The sequence below is a fragment of the Actinomadura atramentaria DSM 43919 genome, assembly GCF_000381885.1.
Taxonomy (GTDB): domain Bacteria; phylum Actinomycetota; class Actinomycetes; order Streptosporangiales; family Streptosporangiaceae; genus Spirillospora; species Spirillospora atramentaria.
The window spans coordinates 197,203-217,563 of record NZ_KB907211.1 but is presented as its reverse complement, the minus strand read 5'-3'; the positions used below and the strand labels follow the sequence as shown (position 1 = coordinate 217,563).

Genomic DNA, 20,361 nt, shown 5'->3' with positions numbered 1-20,361 from the left:
TAACGGTGTCAGTGCTCCATCAGCGGCGCATCAGACGGCCTCGCAATCATGTGGCGACCATTCCCTCTTCCGCCCTGGAGCCATCTGTGCCTGTCATTTCCGGGCCGGCCGGATTTCCGGTCGACGATTTCTCCGTCGACCTCGCGTGACGACCGCCGAGGAAGCGGTGGGCCTGCCGCTCACCCGCGCGCAGGCCGAGGTCTGGTTCGACGAGCAGATCGCCGCCGAGCCGCCCGCCTACAACATGGCCGACTTCACCGACCTGCGCGGCCCGCTGGACGCGGCGGTCCTGCGCCGGGCGCTGCGCCGCGTCGTCGCGGAGGCGGACGCGCTGCGCGTGCGGTTCGCCGAGCGCGACGGCGAGCCGCGCCAGTTCGTCCATCCGTGCCCGGAACCGCCGCTCGCGGAGATCGACGTCAGCGGCGCGGACGACCCGGAGGCCGCCGCCCGCGCGTGGATGGAGCGCGACCTGGCGGACCCGCTGAAGACCACCGACTTCCCGCTGTTCCGCGCGGCCCTGCTGCGGCTGTCCCCGGACCGCCACCTGCTCTACCAGTGCTTCCACCACATCGTCGGGGACGGCTACAGCCGCACGGTCCTGCACCCCCGGCTGGCGGCGGTGTACGGCGCGCTGGTCGCGGGCGAGCCGGAGGAGGACCTGGCCGCCACCGCGCCGCCGCCGCTGCGCGAGCTGGTCGAGGACGAGCTGGCCTACCCCGGCTCCCCCGCCGAGCGGCGCGACCGCGCGTACTGGTCGGAGACGATGCCCGCCGCGCCCGACCTGGTGAGCCTGTCGGGCGCGGACCCGCTCCCCTGCCGGGGCCGCGTCCGCCGGACGGTGTCGCTGCCCCCCGAGCGGGCGCGGGCGCTGGGCCGGACCGCGTGGCGGGCGCGGGCCACCCTGCCCGTCGCGCTGATCGCGGCCGTCGCGGCGTACGTCGGCCGGATGACCGGGACGGACGAGCCGATGCTGACGCTGCCGGTGAGCGCCCGCGTCGGCGCGCGCGCCCGCGCGGTCCCCGGCATGGTCGCCAACTACCTGCCGCTGCGGGTCCAGGCCGGGCCGCGCATGACGCGCCGGGACCTGCTGCGCTCGGCGTACACGGCGGTGTCCGGGGCGCTGGAGCACCAGCGGTACCGGGGCGAGCGCGTCCGCCGCGACGCGGGCCTGCGCGCCGACGACCGGCGGCCGTTCGGGCCGCTGGTCAACGTCCTCGACCAGGACGCCGAGCCGGCCTTCGGGCCGTGCCGGGCGGTGGTGGCGAACCTGTCCACCGGCATCGTCAACGACCTGATCTTCAACCTGCACACCCGCGCGGACGGCGGCGTGGACCTGCACCTGGACGGCAATCCCGACCTCTACGAGCCCGCCGAGCTGGCCGCGCACCTCGACCGGCTGCGCGGCCTGCTCGACGCGCTGCTGGACCTGGACGAGGACGCGCCGATCGGGCGGCTCCCGATCGTCACGCCGGACGAGGCCGCGCGGCTCGCCGCGTGGAACGACACGGCCGCCGGGGGCGGCCCGCCGGGCGTGGTCGAGCGCCTGCGCGAGCACGCCGCGCGCGACGGCGACCGGATCGCCGTCACCGACCCGGACGGGAGCACGTCCTACCGCGACCTGGCCGGATGGACCGCGGACCTGGCCGACCGCCTGCGGGCGCGCGGCGTCGGCCACGGCGACCTGGTGGCGGTGCTGGCCGATCCGGGCGTCCGGTACATCGGCGCGGCGCTGGCCGTCCTGTCGGCGGGGGCGGCGTGGGTGCCGCTGGACGCCGCGTCGCCGCCCGCGCGGCTGGCGGCGCTGCTGGCCGACAGCGGCGCGGCGCTGCTGCTCACCGACCGCGCCGAGCCGGGCGTCGATCCGGGCGGGGTCGGCGTGCTCGTCGCGGACGGCCCGGTCACGGGCGTGCCCGACGACCGGCCCGTCCCGGGGACGCCGGACGACATCGCCTACGTCATGTTCACGTCCGGGTCCACGGGCAAGCCCAAGGGCGCGATGGTCCGGCGGCGCGGGATGGTCAACCACCTCCAGGCCAAGGTCGACGACCTGGGCCTCACCGCCGCCGACACGGTCGTGCAGAACGCGCCGCTGACCTTCGACGTGTCGGTCTGGCAGATGTTCGCGCCGCTGCTGGTGGGCGGCACGGTCCGCGTCACCGGCACCCTGACGGCGGCGGACCCGGTGGAGCTGTTCGGGATCGCCGCCCGCGAGCGGGTGACGGTGCTGGAGCTGGTCCCGTCGCTGCTCAAGGCGACCCTCGCGGACTGGGAGCTGAACGGGCCGGTGGCGCTGCCGGACCTGCGCTGGCTGATGACGACCGGCGAGGCGCTCGCGCCGGAGCTGTGCCCGCGCTGGCACGCGTTCCACCCGCACGTCCCGATCATGAACGCGTACGGCCCGACCGAGTGCTCCGACGACGTCACCCACGGGATCGTCACCGCCGAGGACCCGCCGACGCGCCGCACGCCGATCGGCGCGGCCGTCCGCAACACGCGACTGCACGTCCTCGGGGACGAGCTGCAGCACGTGCCGCCGGGCGTTCCGGGCGAACTGTACGTCGCGGGCACCGGTGTCGGCGGCGGCTACCTGCGCGACCCGGCCAAGACGGCGGCGGCGTTCGTGCCCGACCCGTACGGCCCGCCCGGCACCCGCCTGTACCGGACGGGCGACCGCGTGGTCCGCCGCGCGGACGGGCGGTTGGAGTTCATCGAGCGCCGCGACCACCAGACCAAGATCAACGGCAGGCGGGTCGAGCTGGCCGAGATCGAGACCGCGCTGCGCTCGCTGCCGGGCGTGGCCGACGCCGCGACCCGCGTCGTGCCCGCCGCGTCGGGCGGAACCCGCCTGGTCGCCTATCTGACCGGCCCCGATCCCGACCCCGAGCGGGTGCGCGGCGCGCTGGCCGAGCTGCTGCCCGCGTACATGGTCCCGTCGGTCTGGACGGTGCTGGACGCGCTGCCGCTCACCCCCAACGGCAAGCTGGACCGCAAGGCCCTCCCCGACCCCGCCGCCCCGGCCGCGCCCCGGGAAGCCCCGGCCGGCGACGCCGAGCAGATCCTGTGCGCGCTGTTCACCGAAGTCCTCGGCGCGCCCGCGCAGCCCGGCACCGACTTCTTCGAGCACGGCGGCGACAGCATCCTGGCGATCCAGGTGGTCAGCCGGGCGCGCCGCCGGGGCGTCGCGGTGACGACCCGGGACGTCTTCGCGGCCAAGACGCCCGCCGCGCTCGCCGCGCTGGCCGTCCGCACCGGCCCGGAGCCGGTCGTGGAGGACGACGGCGTCGGCGCGCTCGGGCTGACGCCGATCGCCGCGCAGCTCCGGGAGGACGCCGGGCCGATCGACGGGCCCGTCCGCCGGTACTCGCAGCACGTCGCGGTGCGCGTCCCGGCCGGGATCGGCACGGCGCTGCTCGACACGGCCCTGCGCGCGGTCGTCGCGCACCACGCCGCGCTGCGGATGCGGGTGAGGGACGTGGCCGGGCTGTGGAGCCCCGAAGTACCGGCCGGAACGTCGGACGCCCCGCTGACCGTCCGCATCGGCACCGAGGACCCGGCCGCGCTGGTCGAGCAGCAGGCCGCCGCCGCGCGGGCGCGCCTCGACCCCGCCGCCGGGACGATGCTCCAGGCCGTCCACCTCGACGGCGGCGACCGGCCGGGCCTGCTCGTGCTGGTCGCGCACCACCTCGCGATCGACGGCCTGTCGTGGCGCATCCTGGTCGAGGACCTGGCGGCGGCGGCCGAGGCGCTGCGCGCGGGCCGCGCCGTCCGCCTCGACCCGGTCGGGACGTCCTACCGCCGCTGGTCGCGCGTCCTGGCCGACCAGGCCCGCACCGAGGTGCGCGGCGCGGAACTGCCCGGCTGGCTGGCCCGGACGGCCGACGACCCCCGGCCCTGGCGGTCCGACTCGGACACCTACGCGACGCTGCGGACGCTCCGCCTGGAGTACCCCGCCGAGGCGACGCGCGCGCTGCTCACCGAGGTCCCGGCCGCGTTCCACGCCGAGATCAACGACGTGCTGCTGACGGCGTTCGCGCTGGCCGTCGCGGACCGGCGGCGGCGCGCCCGCCGGACGGAGCACCGCGCCTGCCTCGTGGAACTGGAGGGCCACGGCCGCGAACAGCTCACCGACGACCTGGACCTGGCCCGCACGGTCGGCTGGTTCACCGCCGCGTTCCCCGTCCGCCTCGACCCCGGCGACGTCGACTGGGACGACGTGTGGGCGGCGGGACCGGCCGTCGGCGACGCGCTCAAGCGGATCAAGGAACAGCTCCGCGCGCTGCCCGACCGGGGCGTCGGCCACGGCCTGCTGCGCCACCTCAACCCGCAGGCCGCGCCGGTCCTCGCGGCCCGCCCCCGGCCGCGGCTCGGCTTCAACTACCTGGGGCGCTTCGACGTCCGCGACACCGGCGACTGGACGCTCGCGGCGGGCGGCGGCCCGGTTGTCGGCACCGGGGCGCACCCGGCGACGCCGCTGCCGCACCTGCTGGACGTCACGCCCGTCACCGAGGACCGCGCGGACGGGCCGGTCCTCGTCGCGCACTGGAACTGGGCCGGGCGCGCCGTGCCCGACGCCGCGGCCGAAGATCTGGCCCGCACCTGGTTCCGGGCGCTGGACGCGCTGGCCGCGCACGTGCGGCGGGGCGGCGGCGGGCTCAGCCCGTCCGACGTGCCGCTCGCGGACGTCGGCCAGGACGAGCTGGACGCCTACGCGCGCGAGCCGTCCGGCGCGGCCGACGTCCTGCCCCTGACCCCGCTCCAGCGCGGCCTGCTGTTCCACGCCGGGACCGGCGACCTCGACCCGTACACGCTCCAGGTCACCGCGGACCTCGTCGGCCCGCTCGACCCGGCGGCGCTGCGGGCGGCCGCCGCCGCGCTGACCGCCCGGCATCCCGCGCTGCGGGCGTCCTTCCGGCTCCGCGAGGACGGCGATCCGGTGCAGGTCGTCGCGGAGCGCGTCGAGGTGCCGTGGCGCGAGGCCGACGCGACGGACGAAACAGAACTCGCGGACCTCGCGGCGGCCGAGCGGCTGCGCCCGTTCGACCTGGCCCGGCCGCCCGCGCTGCGGTTCGTCCTCGCGCGCACCGGCCCCGACCGGCACCGGCTGATCTGGACCGTCCACCACATCGCCGTGGACGGGTGGTCGATGCCCGTCCTCGCGGGCGAGCTGCTGGCCCTGCTGCGCGGCGACGACCTGCCCCCGGCCGCGCCGCACCGCCGCTACCTGGAGTGGCTGGCCGCGCGGGACCGCGACGCGGCCGCCGCCGCGTTCCGGGACGCGCTGGGCGACGACCCGGAGCCGACGCTGCTCGTCCCGCCGGACGCCGGGCGGCGGCCGGTGCTCCCCGAGTCGCTGCGCCGCGACCTGCCCGCCGACCTCACGGCGCGGCTCACCGGGTGGGCGCGGTCGCGCGGGCTGACGCTGAACACCGTCGTCCAGGGCTGTTTCGCGATCCTGCTGAGCCGGTTGACCGGGCGGTCGGACGTGACGTTCGGCGTTGTTTCCGCGGGCCGGCCCGCGGAGCTGCCGGACGTCGAGACGGCGGTCGGCATGTTCCTCACCACGATCCCGCTGCGGGTCGCGGTGCCGCCGGACGTCCCGGTCGCGACGCTGCTGCGCGACGTCCAGGACCGTCAGCGCACGCTCGCGCCGCACGAGCATCTGGGCCTCGCCGCGATCCACCGCGCCGTCCGCGCGCGCGGCGACCTGTTCGACACGGCCGTGCTGTTCGAGAACTTCCCGATGGGGTCGCTGGACGGCGACGCGGACCTGCGCGTCGAGAATCCGCAGGTCAACGACGCGCGGCACTATCCGCTGAGCCTGGCCGTCCTGCCGGGCGAACGGCTCGGCCTGCGCCTCGACCACGCGCCCGACCTCATCGACCGGCGCGCGGCCGAGCGGATCTGCGGAAGCCTCGAACGGCTGCTCGCGGACGTCGCGGACGCCGACGACGCCACCGAGACGGCGCGCGTCGGCGAACCCGGCACGGCCCCGCGACGGCCCGTCGTCACCGCCCCGCCCGTCCCGCACGAGCCCGGGGACGCGGCCGTCGAAGGCGTCCTGCGGGACCTGTTCGCCCGCATCCTCGGCGTCGCGGCGGCGGCCGACACCGACTTCTTCCACGCGGGCGGCGACAGCATCCGCGCCATCCGGCTCGTCAGCCACGCCCGCAGCCGGGGCATCGGCCTGTCCAGCCGCGACGTGTTCGCGCTCCGCACCCCGGCGGCGCTGGCCGCCCGCGCCCGCGCGGCCGTCGCCGACGCGGCGGCGGCGGAACCGCTCCTGGAACTGTCCGCCGAGGAACTGTCGGAACTGGGCGCCGGGCTGGCCGACTGACCGTCAGGACGAGCCGTTGAGATAGGCCAGCGTCGCGAGGACCCGGCGGTTCTCGTCCTGCGACTGGCTCAGCCCGAGCTTGGCGAAGATGTTGTTGATGTGCTTGGCGACGGCCTTCTCGGTGACGAACAGCGCGCCCGCCACCCCGGCGTTGGACTTGCCCTCCGCGATCAGCGCCAGCACCTCGGTCTCCCGCTTGGTGAGGTCGCCGAGCGGGGACCGGCGGGCCCCGCCGATCAGCCGGGACACCACCTCGGGGTCCATCACCGTGCCGCCCTCGGCGACCCGCCGGACCGCCTCGACGAACTGCTCCCCGTTGGTCACCCGGTCCTTCAGCATGTAGCCGACCGCCCCGGCCCCGTCCGCGAGCAGTTCGGCGGCGTAGCTCGGCTCGACGTACTGCGACAGCACCAGGACGGGCAGGCCCGGCGCGGCCCGGCGGGCGGTCAGCGCGGCGCGGACGCCCTCGTCGGTGAACGTCGGCGGCAGCCGGACGTCCACCACCGCCGCGTCGGGCCGCGCGGCGGCGACGGCCCGGAGAAAGGCGGGCGCGTTGTCGACCGTTTCCGCGACCTCGATGCCGTGCTCGCCGAGCAATCGGACCAGTCCCTCGCGCAGCAGGAAGTGGTCCTCCGCGATCACGACGCGCATGCGGTCTCCTCAGGAAGGGGCGGCCGGATAAGCGTAACGGAAAGCCGTTGCGCGCGCTGTCAGAGCGCGGTCAGCGCCGCGTCATGAACGGCGTCTAGCGTACCGAGCGGAATTGTGCGGCGCCGGCGAACGGATCGCATCTGCATGGAAACCATTTCGGAACTCCTGTCGTCCCGGGCCGCGGAACGCGGCGACGCGACGGCTTTCACATTTCTGGCCGATGGCGGCCGGGCGCCCGAACGAATTTCACATTCTGGGCTCGACCGGGCGGCGCGGGCCGTCGCCGCGCGGCTGGCCGAGCGGTGCGCGCCCGGCGACCGGGTGCTGATCCTCGCGGTGGACAACGCCCGGTTCGTCCGGGCGTTCCTCGGCTGCCAGCACGCGGGCGTCATCGCGGTGCCGGTGGCGCTGCCGTTCCCGCCCGACTCGCCGCGCCGGCTCGCGACGCTGCGGGCCATCGCCGCCGACAGCGAGCCCGCCGCCGTCCTCAGCGACCTGCCGGGGTGCCCGTGGCCGGACGAGCCGGTCCTGGCGGCCCCGCCCTGGATCGCGATTCCCGACGACCCGGACGGCGCGGACGGCGCGGACGGGTTCACGCCCGTCGCCACGGCCGGGGACGACGTGTCGTTCCTCCAGTACACGTCCGGTTCGACGTCGCTGCCCAAGGGCGTCATGGTCACCCACCGGTCGCTGCTCGCCAACGAGGCGCTGTTCACCGCGTCGAGCGCGATGACGCCGGACGACACGCTGGTGTCGTGGCTGCCGCTGTTCCACGACATGGGCCTGATCGGCAAGGTGCTCCAGACCGTGTACGTCGGCGCGCACGCGGTGCTCATGCCGCCGCTGATGTTCGCCCGCCGCCCCCTCAGGTGGCTCCAGGCGATCACCGAGTACCGGGGCACGTTCACCGGCGCCCCGAACTTCGCGTTCGACCTGTGCGTGGCGCGGATTCCCGAGGCCGACCGGGCGGCGCTCGATCTGGGCAGCCTGCGGATGATCTTCAGCGGGGCCGAGCCCGTCCGCGCCGCCACGCTGGACGCGTTCGCCCGCGCGTTCGCGCCCGCCGGGCTGCACCCCGAGGCGCTGACCGCCGGGTACGGGCTGGCGGAGGTGACGCTGCTGGTGTCGTCCGGGCCCATCGAGCGGGGCGCGCGCGTCCTGGACTTCGACCGGGACGCCCTGCACCGGGGCGTACTCGCGCCGGGCGGCGGCGGGACGATCGTGAGCTGCGGCCGCCCCCGCGACGCCGGACGCGTCACGATCGTCGATCCGGCGACGCGGCGGCCGCTGCCCGACGGCGAGGTCGGGGAGATCTGGCTGCGCGGCCCGGACGTCGCCGCCGGGTACTGGCGCGACCCCGAGGCCACCGCCGAGGTCTTCGGCGCGCACACGGCGGACGGCGCCGGGCCGTACCTGCGCACCGGCGACCTCGGCGCGCTGCACGACGGCGAACTGTACGTCACCGGGCGGCTGAAGGACGTCGTCATCATCGAGGGCCGCAACCACTACCCGCAGGACCTCGAACTGGCCGCCGAGACCGCCGACCCCGCGCTGCGGCGGGGCGGCGCGGCGGCGTTCGGCGTGGACCGCGACGGCCGCGAAGGGCTCGTCGTGGTCGCCGAGATCCGCGACCGCGAACGCGTGGACGCGGTGCGGCGGAGCATCGCGGCCGCGCTGTCCGCCGCGCACGGCGTCCAGGCCGACGAGATCGTGCTCGTCGCGCCCGGCACCGTCCCGAAGACCTCCAGCGGCAAGCTCCAGCGCGGCGCGTGCCGGGTTGCGTACGAACGCGGCGAGCTGGTCCCGGTCGGCGGCCCGCCGCAGGTGTCCCCCATCCCCTGACCCGAAGGACTCCCCCATGCCCGAGAACGTCACCGTCACGAGCATCGTCGCGCTGATCCGCCGCGAGGCGGGCCGGTCGCTGCCGCCCGGCCTCACCCTGCACGCCGACTCGGCGCTGGACGAGCTGGGCCTGTCCAGCCTCCAGATCGCCAACGTCCTGTTCGCCCTCGAAAGCCGGATGGGGCTGGAGTTCGACCCCGCCGACGCGCTGCGCGCCCGCACGATCGGCGGGCTCGTGGAGTTCGCGAACGCCAGCGCGGTCGCGGCCGGTTAGCGCCCGCCCGGCGGCCCGAACGGAAGCGTGATCTCGATCCGCGTCGGGCCGCCGCGCGGGCTGTCGACGCGCAGCGTGCCGTCGAACGCCGCCAGCCGCCGCTCGACCCCGAACAGGCCGGTGCCGCCGACCGGGTCCGCGCCGCCCGCGCCGTCGTCGTCCACGCGGACGGTCAGCGCGCCGTCCGCGTCGCTCAGCTCGACGCTCGCCCGGTCCGCGCCCGAGTGCCGGACCATGTTGGTGAGCAGTTCCGACACCGCGAAGTACACCGCGGACTCGACGGGCGGCTCCAGCGGCCCGGCGAGCCGCGCGGTCACGTCCACCGGGACGGGGCAGTCGCGGGCCAGCGCCTCGACCGCCGCGACCAGGCCCCGGTCGGCGAGAACGGGCGGATGCACGCCCCGGACGAGGTCGCGCAGCTCGGAGAGCGCCTTCAGCGACGACTCGTGCGCCTCGTCCACCAACTCCAGCGCCGCGTCGGTGTCGGCACGCCGCAGCCGACGCCGCGCCGCGTCCAGCGTCATGCCCATCGCGACGAGCCGGGCCTGCGCGCCGTCGTGCAGGTCCCGTTCGATGCGGCGGATCTCGGCGGCGGCGCTGCTGACCGCGCCCGACCGGGTCTCGGCCAGCCGCTCGACGCGGCGGCTGAGGACGACGCTGCGGCGCGGCGCGATGAACACCGCCGCGGCCCGCCCGTAACCGCGCAGGACGCGGGGCGCGAGCCACAGTGCGAAGGGGATCTCCGCGACGCCGAGCAGCGCGGCCAGCCACCCGTCGACCGGGCCGTCCAGCGGGATGACGCCGTACCAGTTGTCGCTGCCCCACGCGTCGGCCATGTAGCTCCAGGTGACGGGCATGGTGAGGCCCCAGACGCCGGTGAGCAGCAGCGTCATCGGCAGGAGCGTCACGAACGGGCCGAGCCAGGAGTCCAGCAGGAGCCACGCGACGTCCCGCCAGGTCTCGACGTCGCTGACGATCCACAGCGCCCGGCGCGGCCAGCCCCGCACGCCCTCGGCGTCGGCAGGCGGCGGCGCGTACGACGGGACGGCGTCCTCGCCCGTCCACCGCGTCACGAACCCGCGCTGCACGTTGATGAGTAAGCGCGCCGACACCAGCAGGACGAGCACCGCCAGCAGCCCGACGCCGAGCAGGATCACCGACGCCGCCGACGTCAGCGCGACCAGCAGCCCGAACCCGCACACCGACAGGCCGGCGAACGCCGTGCAGCGGCACGCGGCGCGCCACCCCTCGGCCGCCGACCGCCAGACCGCACCCAGCCGTTCGGCCATCCGCCGACCACCCCGCCGTCCATTCTCCAGAGCCGTCCGGGCCGCCGACAAGTGGTACTACCACCACCTCCGGAGTGGTCCTTCGACCCGTGCGGGCGCGCGCCCGCGAGACCAGCATGGACGGTGGAACCACTGACGGACGGGAGTGTCCACCGATTGACTTCCTCCCCCGCCTAAAGGCGGGGGATTCCAGCGGTCGCCCGCTGGGTTTCCTGCTTCATCGACGACCGCCCTGTCCGGGAGGACTCCCGTTGAGGTCTTACACCGTCTCCACAGGCAGACGCCGCCAGCCCGGCGGCCAGGATGTTGCGTGCCGCGTTCACGTCGCGGTCGTGGACCGCGCCGCAGTCGCACGTCCACTCCCGGACGTGCAGCGGCATCTTCGCCGCGACCGTTCCGCAGGCCCCGCACAGCTTCGAGCTGGGGAAGAAGCGGTCGATCACGACGAGTTCGCGCCCGTACCAGGCGCACTTGTACTCCAGCATGGAGCGCAGTTCCGTCCACGACGCATCGGAGATGGCACGCGCCAGGCTGTGGTTCTTGACCATGTTGCGGACGGCGAGGTCCTCGATCACGACCGTTTGGTTCTCACGGACGAGCCGAGTGGTCAGCTTGTGCAGGAAGTCCCGGCGGCGGTCGGTGATCCGCGCGTGGGTGCGGGCCGCCTTCCGGCGGGCCTTCTCCCGGTTCGCCGAGCCCTTCTCCTTGCGCGACAGTGCCCGCTGTGCGCGGGTCAGGCGGGCGCGGTCGCGGCGCTCGTGCTTCGGGTTGGTGATCTTCTCCCCGGTGGACAGGGTCACCAGGGAGGTGAGCCCCGCGTCGATGCCGACCGCGTTCGTGGTGGCGGGCGCGGGGGCGATGCCGTCCTCGCACAGCAGGGACACGAACCAGCGTCCCGCGCTGTCGCGGGACACGGTCGCCGTGGTCGGCTCCGCGCCCCCGGGGAGGGGACGGGACCACCGGATGTCCAGCGGCTCCGTCATCTTCGCCAGAGTCAGCTTCCCGTCACGCCACTTGAAGGCGCTGCGGGTGTACTCGGCCGACAGGCGGGACTTCTTCCGCGACTTGAAACGCGGGTACTTCGCGCGCCTGGCGAAGAAGTTCCCGAACGCCGTCTGAAGGTGACGCAGCGCCTGCTGAAGCGGGACCGACGACACCTCGGCCAGGAAGGCGAGCTCCTCGGTCTTCTTCCACTCCGTCAGCGCGGCCGAGGACTGCACGTAGGAGACACGGCGCTGCTCGCCGTACCAGGCGCGCGTACGTTCCTCCAACGCCTTGTTGTAGACGAGGCGGACGCAGCCGAACGTGCGCGACAGCTCCGCTGCCTGCTCGTCCGTGGGATAGAAGCGATACTTGAAAGCCCGCTTGACCTGCTGCGCCATGCCTCACACGCTATCAGTTTCCGTGTGAGCCGCAGGGTTCGGCCGGTCACCGCAGACGCCGAACCGCCCTGGCGGCGATTCGCCTATCCCTGCCCCGCTGCGCGGGAGCTTCGTTTCCTCCCCGGCCTGAAGGCCGGGGTATCCACGAAGGAGACCCGATGAGTCGGGTGACAGCGGGAATCGGCGGCTGGAGCGCGCGCCATCCCTGGTCGGCGATCCTGCTGTGGGTCGTGCTCGTCGCGGGGTGCGTCGCGGCGGGCATGGGCGGCGGCCGGGACGCGACGACCGCGGAGTTGCAGACCGGCCAGTCGGCGACCGCGACCGAGCTGATGGACCGCGCGGGGCTGACCGACCCGGCCGTCGAGAACGTCCTGGTCACGGGCGGGTCCGCCGCCGAGCGCAAGGCCGCCGCGACGGACCTGCGCACGCGCATGGCGGCGCTCGCCCCGGTCGCGACGGTGTCCGACCCGGTGCCGGGCGCGGACGGCGCGGCGCTGCTCGTCCCGGTCGTCATGAAGGGCGACCCCGACACCGCCCACGAGCGGGTCGGCGCGCTGCTGGACACCACGGCGGACGTCCAGCGCGCGCATCCGGCGGTGCGCGTCCAGGAGACCGGCGCGGCGTCCATCAAGTCCGACTTCGACGACTGGCTGGGGAAAGACCTCACCAAGGCCGCCGCGCTGAGCGTCCCGGTGACGCTGGTGATCCTGCTGCTGGCGTTCGGCGCGCTCGTCGCGGCGGGCCTGCCGGTGCTGCTGGCGCTGTCGGCGGTCGCGGGCGCGCTCGGCCTGTGGGCGGCCGCGTCGCACCTGGTGCCCGACCCGGGCATGGTCAGCGACGTCATCGTGCTGATCGGGATGGCGGTCGGCGTCGACTACTCGCTGTTCTACCTGCGCCGGTTCCGGGAGGAGAAGGAGGCCGGGAAGGACGCGCCGGACGCCATCGCCGTCGCCGCGCGGACGTCCGGGCACTCGGTGCTGGTGTCGGGGCTGGCGATCGTCGTGGCGATGACGGGGCTGTTCCTCGCCGACGACGTGGTCTTCGCGTCGATGGCGACGGGCGCGATCCTCGTCGTCGCCGTGACGGTGGTCGCCTCGCTGACGGTCCTGCCCGCGCTGCTCGCCAAGTTCGGCCGGGCCGTGGACCGGCCGCGCGTGCCGCTGCTGTGGCGGCTGTCCCGGCCGGGCCGCGAGCCGCGCCTGTGGCCCGCGCTGCTGCGGCCGTCCGTCCGGCACCCCTTCCTCATGCTGCTGGTCGGCGGGGCCGCGCTGGTCGCGCTGGCGGTGCCCGCGCTCGACATGGCGCCCAAGGCGACGCTGACCGGCGACTTCCCGGACGCGCTGCCGACGATCAAGGTCTACGACCAGGTCGTCCGGGCGTACCCGAGCCAGGACGGGAGCTTCGACGTCGTCGTCCGCGGCGGGTCCGAGAAACTCCCGCAGGTCCGGACGGCGCTGAAGGACCTGGTCGCCCGAACGCAGCGCGACCCGCTCTTCGGCGGGCAGGGCGCGGCGCAGATCCGCGTCTCGGCGGACGGCTCGACCGCCGCGGTGACGGTCCCGACCCCGTACGGCACCGACTCGCCCGACTCCCGCCGCGCGCTGGAGCGGCTGCGCGGCGACTACCTGCCCGCCACCGCCGGGAGGACCGGCGCGCGGTACGCGGTGGGCGGCGACCTGGCCGCCAGCCTCGACTACGCCGACCAGCTCAAGGAGAAGCTGCCGCTGGTGCTCGGCTACGTGCTCGTCCTGACGTCGCTGATGATGGTCCTGGCGTTCCGGGCGCTGCTGCTGGCGCTGGTGACGCTGCTGCTGAACCTGCTGTCGGCGGCGGCGTCGTTCGGAGTCCTGACGCTGGTGTTCCAGCACACGTGGGCCGAGGGGCTGCTGGGCTTCAAGTCGACCGGGCACGTCGTGTCGTGGGTGCCGGTGCTGCTGTTCGTGGTCCTGTCCGGCCTGTCGATGGACTACCACGTGTTCGTCGTCAGCCGCATCCGCGAGGACGCGGCGGGCGGGCTCGGGTTCAAGGACGCGGTCGTCAGCGGCCTGTCGCGCACGGCCGGGGTGGTGAGCAGCGCGGCCGTCGTCATGGTCGCGGTCTTCGCGATCTTCGCCTCGCTCAGCTTCATCGAGCTGAAGCAGATCGGCGTGGGGCTGGCCGTCGCGGTCGCGCTGGACGCGACCGTGGTCCGGGCGGTGCTGCTGCCCGCCGCGCTGTCGGCGCTGGGCCGCTGGACGTGGTGGCCGTCGCTGCGCCCCCGGAAATTGGTCTCGACCGCCGAATACGACGTCCTGGAGCGCCATTACTGAAAATTGCACGGAAGAAGCGGAGGCGGGACCGGGCGACCGGTTCCGTTTCGCGACTCCGCGCGCCGCCCCGGCCCCGAACGTGAATCTCCGACACATTGCGTCAATGACCGGTCCCGGCCAGTCGCGGATTGGTCGGAAAAACGCCCGTGTGCATTAGAGTGCGACCTGCACCCAGTACTCAGGCGAAGGGGCCGCACCCGTGGAGGTCGCAGTACTCGGACCGCTGCTGCTCAGCGACGGCAGACAATCCTTCAATATCCGGGCCGCCAAGCTCCGGACGCTCCTCGCGCTGCTCGCGCTGAACGCCGGACAGGTCGTCACGGCGGACGAGCTCATCGACGAATTATGGGGCGAGAAGCCGCTCAGCGACGCGAAGAACTCGCTCCAGGCGAACATCGCGCGGCTGCGCAGAATCCTCGCCGACCTCCGTCTGGAATCGCCCGAGGACCCCCTGGTCCGCACCGTCGACAACGGCTACATGCTCGCCGTCGCCGACGAGGACGTCGACTCGACGCCGTTCCTGCGCCGGGCCGACCGGGCGATCTCCCTGGTCAACGCCCGGCCCGAGGAGGCCATCGCGCTGCTGCGCGCGGCGCTCGGCCTGTGGCGCGGCTCGGCGCTGCTGAACGTCGTCGAGGGACCGCGCTGCCGCGCGGCGGCCCTCGCGCTCGACGAGCGGCGCAAATCCGCACAGGAGGACCTGATCACCGCGCGGCTCCAGGCCGGAAACGCGCGGGAGGTCGTCCCGGAACTCCGGGAACTGATCAGCCAGCATCCCGAACGGGAGCGGTTCAGCGAGCAGCTCATGCTCGCGCTGTACCGGTGCGGGCGGCAGAGCGAGGCGATCGACGTCTTCCACCGCACCAGGAATTGGCTCGACCGTGAACTGGGCCTGCTGCCCGGCCGGGGGCTGAGCCGGATCTATCAGGCGATCCTCGTCCAGGAACCCTTGTAGCGGTCGGCCCGCGCACATTGCGCGCCCCGCCCGCAAACCCGTGAACGACGATTCCGGACCTCTTCTCCGGCCCAATTCGGCCGCCTGGTCCGACCCCGGTCACGAAACCGCCGCCGACCCGCCCGGACAATTCACCGGACGGCCGGTGAACCGGCGCGGACGCCGTTCCGCCGGGGAGCGCCCCCCGCCCGCGCTGGACACCCTCCGCACGCCCGTTCAGACTGGCCCCGTGAACCTCATGACCTTCGCGCCGCGCCAGTACGACGACATCATCCATGTGGGGCACTTCTTCACCATCGGCCGCCGGGTCGTCATGGACCTCAGCGGGCTCAGCGACGACGAGGCCAAGCCGATGATCGACTTCGCGTCGGGGCTGGTGTTCGGCCGGTGCGGGGCGATGGACCGGATCGCGCCGAAGGTCTTCCTGCTGACGCCGCGCGGCGCGGCGGTCCCGGAGCCGACCGGCAGCGTGTGAGCAGCGTGTGAGCGGCGCGACGCCCGACTGATTCGCCAGACCGTTACGAACGGGACATGCTGGACGTTCGTGACTATGCAAACCGCCATCGAAAGGGACACAGCGGTCCGTCCGCTGGCGTTCGTCGCCTTCGCGTTCGGCGCGGTGATGCTCGGCACGACGCTCCCGACCCCGCTCTACGGCCTCTACCAGCGCGAGTACGGGTTCTCCAGCCTGCTGACGACCGTGATCTACGCGGTCTACGCGGTGGGCGTCCTCGCCGCGCTGCTGCTGTTCGGCCGCGCCTCCGACGTGATCGGGCGGCGGCCGGTCCTGCTGGCCGCGCTCGCCGCGTCGGCCGCGTCCGCCCTGGTCTTCCTCACCGACGCGGGCGTGCCCGTGCTGATCGCCGGCCGCCTGCTGTCCGGGCTGTCGGCGGGCCTGGTGACGGCGGCGGCGACCGTCGCGCTGGTCGAGCTCGCCGCGCCCCGGCACCGCGCCCGCGCGACGATGCTCGCGACGGCCGTCAACATCTTCGGGCTCGGCAGCGGGCCGCTGCTGGCCGGGTTCCTCGCCGAGTACGCGCCGCACCCGCTGGCGCTGCCGTTCCTGACCGACCTCGCGCTGCTCGCCGTCGCGACGGTCGGCGTCGTCCTCTCCCCCGAGACCGTCCGCGACCGCCGCCGGACGCCGCCGCGCCCGCGCCGCCCCGACGTCCCCCCGCCGGTCCGGCCGGTGTTCGTGCCCGCCGCGCTCGCCGTGTTCGCCGCGTTCTCGGTGTTCGGCCTGCTCACGGCGATCGAGCCGGGCTTTCTCGCCACGCTTTTGCACCGCTCCAACAAGGCGCTGGCCGGGGCCGTGGTGTTCGCGATGTTCACCGGGTCCGTCATCGGCCAGACGGCGCTGGCGCGCGTCCGCGTCCACCGGGCGCTGCCGCTCGGCTGCGTCGTCCTCATCGCGGGGCTCGGCTGCGTCGCGGGCGGACTGGCCGCGTCGTCGCTGGCGCTGCTCGTCCTCGGGACGGTCGTCGTCGGCGTCGGGCACGGCGTCAGCTTCCGCGCGGGCATGGCCGCCGTCAGCGGCGCCGCCCCGCCCGAACGCCGCGCCGAGACGGTGTCGAGCTTCTTCGTCGTCGCCTACATCGGCATCTCGATCCCGGTCGTCCTCGTCGGCCTCGCGGCCAACGCCTGGGGCCTGCGCCCGGCGGGCCTGGTCTTCACCGGCGTCGTGGCCGCGCTGACGCTCGGCGCCCTCGCGCTTGTCATTGTGGGGGGACGACCCCCCACACCCCCCGCGGCGCGAAGCGCCGCATCCTCGCTCCGCTAGCGCTCCGCTGCGTGCGACCCTTCGCGCTGCGTCCGCCCGGCCGCTCGCCTGGCGGCTCGCGGCCGTGCGGGCGCGATGACCCCCCGTGGCGGCGCCGGGTTTTCGGGGCGGGGCTCTTGACGCGCGGGGTGGACGCGCCTTTTATTGGACTTTCAATACAACAGGCGCGTTCGCCGCCGCAGACGGGAGGCGTCATGGCCGGACCCGACCACGAGGTCGCCGTCATCGGGGCCGGTCTCAGCGGCATCGGCATGGCCATCGCGCTGCGGCGCGCGGGGATCGACGACCACGTCGTCCTCGAACGCGCCGACGACCTCGGCGGGACCTGGCGCGACAACACCTACCCCGGCGTCGGCGTGGACGTCCCCGCGCAGGCGTACCAGTTCAGCTTCGCCCCGAACCCCCGCTGGAGCCGCGTGTTCGCGCCCGGCTCGGAGGTCATGGCGTACGTCGAGCGCGTCGCCGACGAGTACCGGGTCCGGGACCGCGTCCGGTTCGGCTGCGAGGTCGCCGAACGCGTCTGGGACGAGGACGCCGCGTTCTGGCGGCTGCGGCTCGCGGCGGGCGGCGAGGTCACCGCGCGGTTCGTCGTCAGCGCGATCGGCCCGTTCGTCGACCCGCGCCCGGTCGAGATCCCCGGCGCGGACGACTTCGCGGGCGTCGTGCTGCACACCGCCCGCTGGGACGGCGCGCAGGACCTCGCCGGGCTGCGCGTCGCGGTCGTCGGGACGGGCGCGAGCGCCGTCCAGCTCGTCCCCGAGATCGTCCGCCGCGCCGCGCACCTGGACGTCTACCAGCGCACGCCGATCTGGGTCGCCCCCAAACCGGACTTCACGACGCCGCGCGCGCTGATGCGGCTGTTCGAGCGCGCCCCCCGCGCGCAGGACGCCGTGCGGCGCGCGACGACGCGCGGCGTGGAGTGGATGCTGGTGGACGGCGTCGTCCACCACGGCCGCGCGCCGGGCGTCAACCGGGCGATCACGCGGCTGCTCTCGGCCTGGTACCGGACGCAGGTCCGCGACCCGGCCGTCCGGCGGCGGCTCACCCCCGACTACGGGCTCGGCTGCAAGCGCCCATCCGTGTCGAACACGTACCTGCGGACGTTCAACCGCCGGAACGTCGCGCTGGTCACCGACCCGATCGACCGGATCACCGCGACCGGCGTCCGCACCGCGGACGGGCGGGAGCGCCCGGTGGACGCGATCGTCCTGGCGACCGGGTTCCGGCTGGCCAGCGACCCGGAGAACTTCCGCCGCACGCCCGTCCGGGGCCGCGCCGGGTTCGACCTCGCGACGGCGTACACCGAGAACCGGCTGGAGTCCTACGAGGGCGTCAGCATCCCGGGCCTGCCGAACCACTTCATGATGTTCGGCCCGTACGGGTGGGTCGGCGGGACGTGGCACCAGCTCGTGGAGACGACGTCGGCGCACATCGTCCGCGTCGTCGCCGAGGCGCGCCGCCGGGGCGCGGCGAGCGTCGAGGTCCGGCCGGAGGCGTCCGCCCGCTGGACCGAGGCGATGCGCGACCGGCTCGCCGGGTCGCTGTGGGCGTCCGGCGGCTGCGCCACGGCCCGCAGCTACTACTTCGACCACCACGGCGACACGCCCTACCTGCGGCCGACGAGCGCGGCGCAGGCGTACCGGGCGAGCGCCGCGTTCCCCCTGGACGACTACGCGTTCGCCCCGGCGGACGAGCCGCTCCCCACGGGACCGGCGGAGAGGACCCCATGACCGACCGTCGAAGCGTCCCGGCGCGGGCGGTGAAGCCCCGCCGCGTGAAGTTCGCCTACCCGCGCGGCGCGCTGCGCCGCCACTACGTCGAGGGCGACCTCGTGATGAGCCATGTCGTCGCGGTGCTGTCGGCGACGTTCCCGCCGGGCGAGGAGTTCTTCGTCCGGTCGGTGCGGCACTACGCCGACCGGGTCACCGACCCGGAGCTGGCGGCGCAGGTGCGCGGGTTCATCGGGCAGGAGATCGTCCACGGCCGCGAGCACGACCGGCTGAACGCCGAGCTGGCGCGGATGGGCTACCCGACGCGGCTCATCGACCGGATGACGGACCGGTCCCTGAAGTTCGCCGAGCGGACGCTGCCGCCGCGCGTCCGCCTCGGCTACACCGCCGCGCTGGAGCACTACACCGCGACGATCGCCGAACGGCTGCTGTCCGACGACGGCGCCCGCGCGCTGCTGGGCGACACCGAGGTCCGGTCGGTGCTGCTGTGGCACGCGCTGGAGGAGTCCGAGCACAAGGCCGTCGCGTTCGACGTGTTCCGCGAGACGGGCGGCAGCGAGCGCGTCCGCGTCCGGACGATGCGGGTGATCAGCGCGCTGCTGCTCGCGCACATCGCGTTCGGCACCGTCCTGTCGCTCTGCACGGACCGCGCCGCGCTCAACCCGCTGCGGCTCGGCGCGAGCCTCGCCCGGCTGCGGCACTCGCCGTTCCTCGCCCGCGAGGTGATCACGAAGCTCCGCGCCTACAACCGGCGCGGCTTCCACCCGGACGACGTGGACGCCGCCGAACTCCTGGACCGCTGGCGCGCCGAACTCTTCGGCCCGGCCGGCACCCTCACCGCCAACCTCCGCTGACGCCCGCTCAGCGGCGCGCGGGCTCCGGCGGACCGACCACGACGTCCGCCTCGGCCAGCACGCCGCCGCAGCGGTCGCAGGCCAGCCGCGGCTCGAACGCCGCGCCGCAGCCCCGGTGCGCGGAGACCAGCGCGGGCCCCTCCGGGGCGCGGAACCAGCGCTGCCCCCACGCGATGCCCGTCATGACGACGGGGAAGAACGCGCGGCCCTTGTCGGTGAGCCGGTAGGACGTCCAGTCGGCGCGTTCGGCGCTCGGCTCCTCCGCGAGGACGCCGAGGCCGACGAACGTCCGCAGCCGGTCCGCGACCATCGCCGGCGGCGCGCCCATCATCCGCTCGAACTCGCCGAACCGGTGCGCGCCGAGGAACGCCGCGCCGAGCAGCATCACCGACCAGCGGTTGCCGACGAGCGCCATCGTCTCGGGGAACAGGCCCGCGGCGGCCGCGCCCGTCCCGGACGCCGAGCGCCGCCGGGTGCCCGCGGTCGGCACCGAGCGGCCGTCGCCGCCGGACGGGCCGAGGCGGCTGTCCACGTCCCGCGGCCGCACGGGCGCGCCGCACGCCGCGCAGGTGAGCGCCGGTTCCATCGGCTCCCCGCAGGCGCGGTGCCGCATCCGGGGCAGCGACGCGTCGCGGCCCGCGACCCACCGGTGCTCCCACGCCCAGATGGACACCAGGATCGGCCAGATCTCCCGGCCCATCCGCGTCAGCCGGTACTCGTGGCGGGTCGGGCGCTCCTGGTACGCCTCGCGCCGCAGCAGGCCCATGCGGGTGAGCAGCGCGAGGCGGGCCGCCAGGACCGAGTCGGAGACGGGCAGCCGGGCACGCCAGTCGGCGTACCGGCGGACGCCCTGGTGGGCGTGGCGCAGGACGAGCAGCGCCCACTCGTCCCCGATGAGGCCGAGGGTGACGCCGATCGCGTTCTCGCCGCCGGGCGGCAGCGGCGTCGCCTCGTCCACGGG

Annotated in this window: 13 protein-coding genes; 9 read left to right on the top strand and 4 right to left on the bottom strand. The window is 74.8% G+C overall.

What is annotated here, in order from left to right; translation table 11 throughout:
- Positions 1-145: 145 nt before the first annotated feature.
- Complete coding sequence (locus tag G339_RS0111500) at positions 146-6,334, top strand: non-ribosomal peptide synthetase (RefSeq protein ID WP_019631230.1); 6,189 nt, start codon at positions 146-148, stop codon at positions 6,332-6,334.
- Positions 6,335-6,337: 3 nt separating this feature from the next.
- Here the strand turns inward: G339_RS0111500 and G339_RS0111495 are convergent, their stop codons facing one another.
- Entirely contained in the window at positions 6,338-6,985 is a 648-nt protein-coding gene (locus G339_RS0111495) for a response regulator transcription factor (protein WP_019631229.1), read from the bottom strand.
- 144 nt (positions 6,986-7,129) lie between these two features.
- Here G339_RS0111495 and G339_RS33270 point away from each other — a divergent pair, with 144 nt between their 5' ends.
- On the top strand, positions 7,130-8,827 hold the full coding sequence (locus tag G339_RS33270) for a fatty acyl-AMP ligase (protein ID WP_019631228.1): 1,698 nt from the start codon (positions 7,130-7,132) through the stop codon (positions 8,825-8,827).
- 16 nt (positions 8,828-8,843) lie between these two features.
- On the top strand, positions 8,844-9,101 hold the full coding sequence (locus G339_RS0111485) for an acyl carrier protein (protein ID WP_019631227.1): 258 nt from the start codon (positions 8,844-8,846) through the stop codon (positions 9,099-9,101).
- On the opposite strand, the gene G339_RS0111480 is transcribed toward G339_RS0111485, so the two are convergent.
- Together G339_RS0111480 and G339_RS0111475 are read right to left on the bottom strand one after the other, a co-directional pair.
- Positions 9,098-10,390, bottom strand: coding sequence for a sensor histidine kinase (locus tag G339_RS0111480; protein WP_019631226.1), 1,293 nt, complete (start codon positions 10,388-10,390; stop codon positions 9,098-9,100). The two genes, G339_RS0111485 and G339_RS0111480, sit on opposite strands and share 4 nt — an antisense overlap.
- A gap of 173 nt (positions 10,391-10,563) precedes the next feature.
- The gene (locus G339_RS0111475) at positions 10,564-11,772 is read right to left on the bottom strand and encodes an RNA-guided endonuclease InsQ/TnpB family protein (RefSeq protein WP_019631225.1); all 1,209 of its coding nucleotides are present in this window, start codon (positions 11,770-11,772) and stop codon (positions 10,564-10,566) included.
- 158 nt (positions 11,773-11,930) lie between these two features.
- Here G339_RS0111475 and G339_RS0111470 point away from each other — a divergent pair, with 158 nt between their 5' ends.
- The 6 genes from G339_RS0111470 to G339_RS0111445 all read left to right on the top strand — a co-directional run bounded on the left by G339_RS0111470 (position 11,931) and on the right by G339_RS0111445 (position 19,400).
- Positions 11,931-14,081 (top strand): MMPL family transporter, encoded by a 2,151-nt coding sequence (locus G339_RS0111470; protein ID WP_033322836.1) that lies wholly within the window; start codon positions 11,931-11,933, stop codon positions 14,079-14,081.
- A 199-nt stretch (positions 14,082-14,280) separates the two neighbouring features.
- On the top strand, positions 14,281-15,036 hold the full coding sequence (locus tag G339_RS0111465) for an AfsR/SARP family transcriptional regulator (protein WP_019631223.1): 756 nt from the start codon (positions 14,281-14,283) through the stop codon (positions 15,034-15,036).
- Positions 15,037-15,274: 238 nt separating this feature from the next.
- Positions 15,275-15,511 (top strand): cell division protein SepF, encoded by a 237-nt coding sequence (gene sepF / locus G339_RS0111460; RefSeq protein WP_033322944.1) that lies wholly within the window; start codon positions 15,275-15,277, stop codon positions 15,509-15,511.
- Between the two features lie 75 nt (positions 15,512-15,586).
- Entirely contained in the window at positions 15,587-16,816 is a 1,230-nt protein-coding gene (locus G339_RS0111455) for an MFS transporter (RefSeq protein ID WP_019631221.1), read from the top strand.
- Between the two features lie 194 nt (positions 16,817-17,010).
- Entirely contained in the window at positions 17,011-18,546 is a 1,536-nt protein-coding gene (locus G339_RS0111450) for a flavin-containing monooxygenase (RefSeq protein ID WP_019631220.1), read from the top strand.
- On the top strand, positions 18,543-19,400 hold the full coding sequence (locus G339_RS0111445) for a metal-dependent hydrolase (protein WP_019631219.1): 858 nt from the start codon (positions 18,543-18,545) through the stop codon (positions 19,398-19,400). The genes G339_RS0111450 and G339_RS0111445 overlap by 4 nt, the downstream gene beginning before the upstream one ends.
- Before the next feature lie 7 nt (positions 19,401-19,407).
- Here G339_RS0111445 and G339_RS0111440 read toward each other — a convergent pair whose 3' ends face one another.
- Positions 19,408-20,358: a winged helix-turn-helix transcriptional regulator gene (locus G339_RS0111440; RefSeq protein ID WP_019631218.1), complete on the bottom strand. Its 951-nt coding sequence runs from the start codon at positions 20,356-20,358 to the stop codon at positions 19,408-19,410.
- Between the last annotated feature and the right edge of the window lie 3 nt (positions 20,359-20,361).

What these genes read in the sequence shown, in the direction of transcription:
- G339_RS0111485 (WP_019631227.1), top strand. Translation starts at nt 8,844, where the DNA reads ATGCCCGAGAACGTCACCGTCACGAGCATCGTCGCGCTGATCCGCCGC.
- G339_RS0111475 (WP_019631225.1), bottom strand. Translation starts at nt 11,772, where the DNA reads ATGGCGCAGCAGGTCAAGCGGGCTTTCAAGTATCGCTTCTATCCCACG.
- G339_RS33270 (WP_019631228.1), top strand. Translation starts at nt 7,130, where the DNA reads ATGGAAACCATTTCGGAACTCCTGTCGTCCCGGGCCGCGGAACGCGGC.
- G339_RS0111480 (WP_019631226.1), bottom strand. Translation starts at nt 10,390, where the DNA reads ATGGCCGAACGGCTGGGTGCGGTCTGGCGGTCGGCGGCCGAGGGGTGG.
- G339_RS0111455 (WP_019631221.1), top strand. Translation starts at nt 15,587, where the DNA reads ATGCAAACCGCCATCGAAAGGGACACAGCGGTCCGTCCGCTGGCGTTC.
- G339_RS0111495 (WP_019631229.1), bottom strand. Translation starts at nt 6,985, where the DNA reads ATGCGCGTCGTGATCGCGGAGGACCACTTCCTGCTGCGCGAGGGACTG.
- sepF (WP_033322944.1), top strand. Translation starts at nt 15,275, where the DNA reads ATGACCTTCGCGCCGCGCCAGTACGACGACATCATCCATGTGGGGCAC.
- G339_RS0111470 (WP_033322836.1), top strand. Translation starts at nt 11,931, where the DNA reads ATGAGTCGGGTGACAGCGGGAATCGGCGGCTGGAGCGCGCGCCATCCC.
- G339_RS0111445 (WP_019631219.1), top strand. Translation starts at nt 18,543, where the DNA reads ATGACCGACCGTCGAAGCGTCCCGGCGCGGGCGGTGAAGCCCCGCCGC.
- G339_RS0111450 (WP_019631220.1), top strand. Translation starts at nt 17,011, where the DNA reads ATGGCCGGACCCGACCACGAGGTCGCCGTCATCGGGGCCGGTCTCAGC.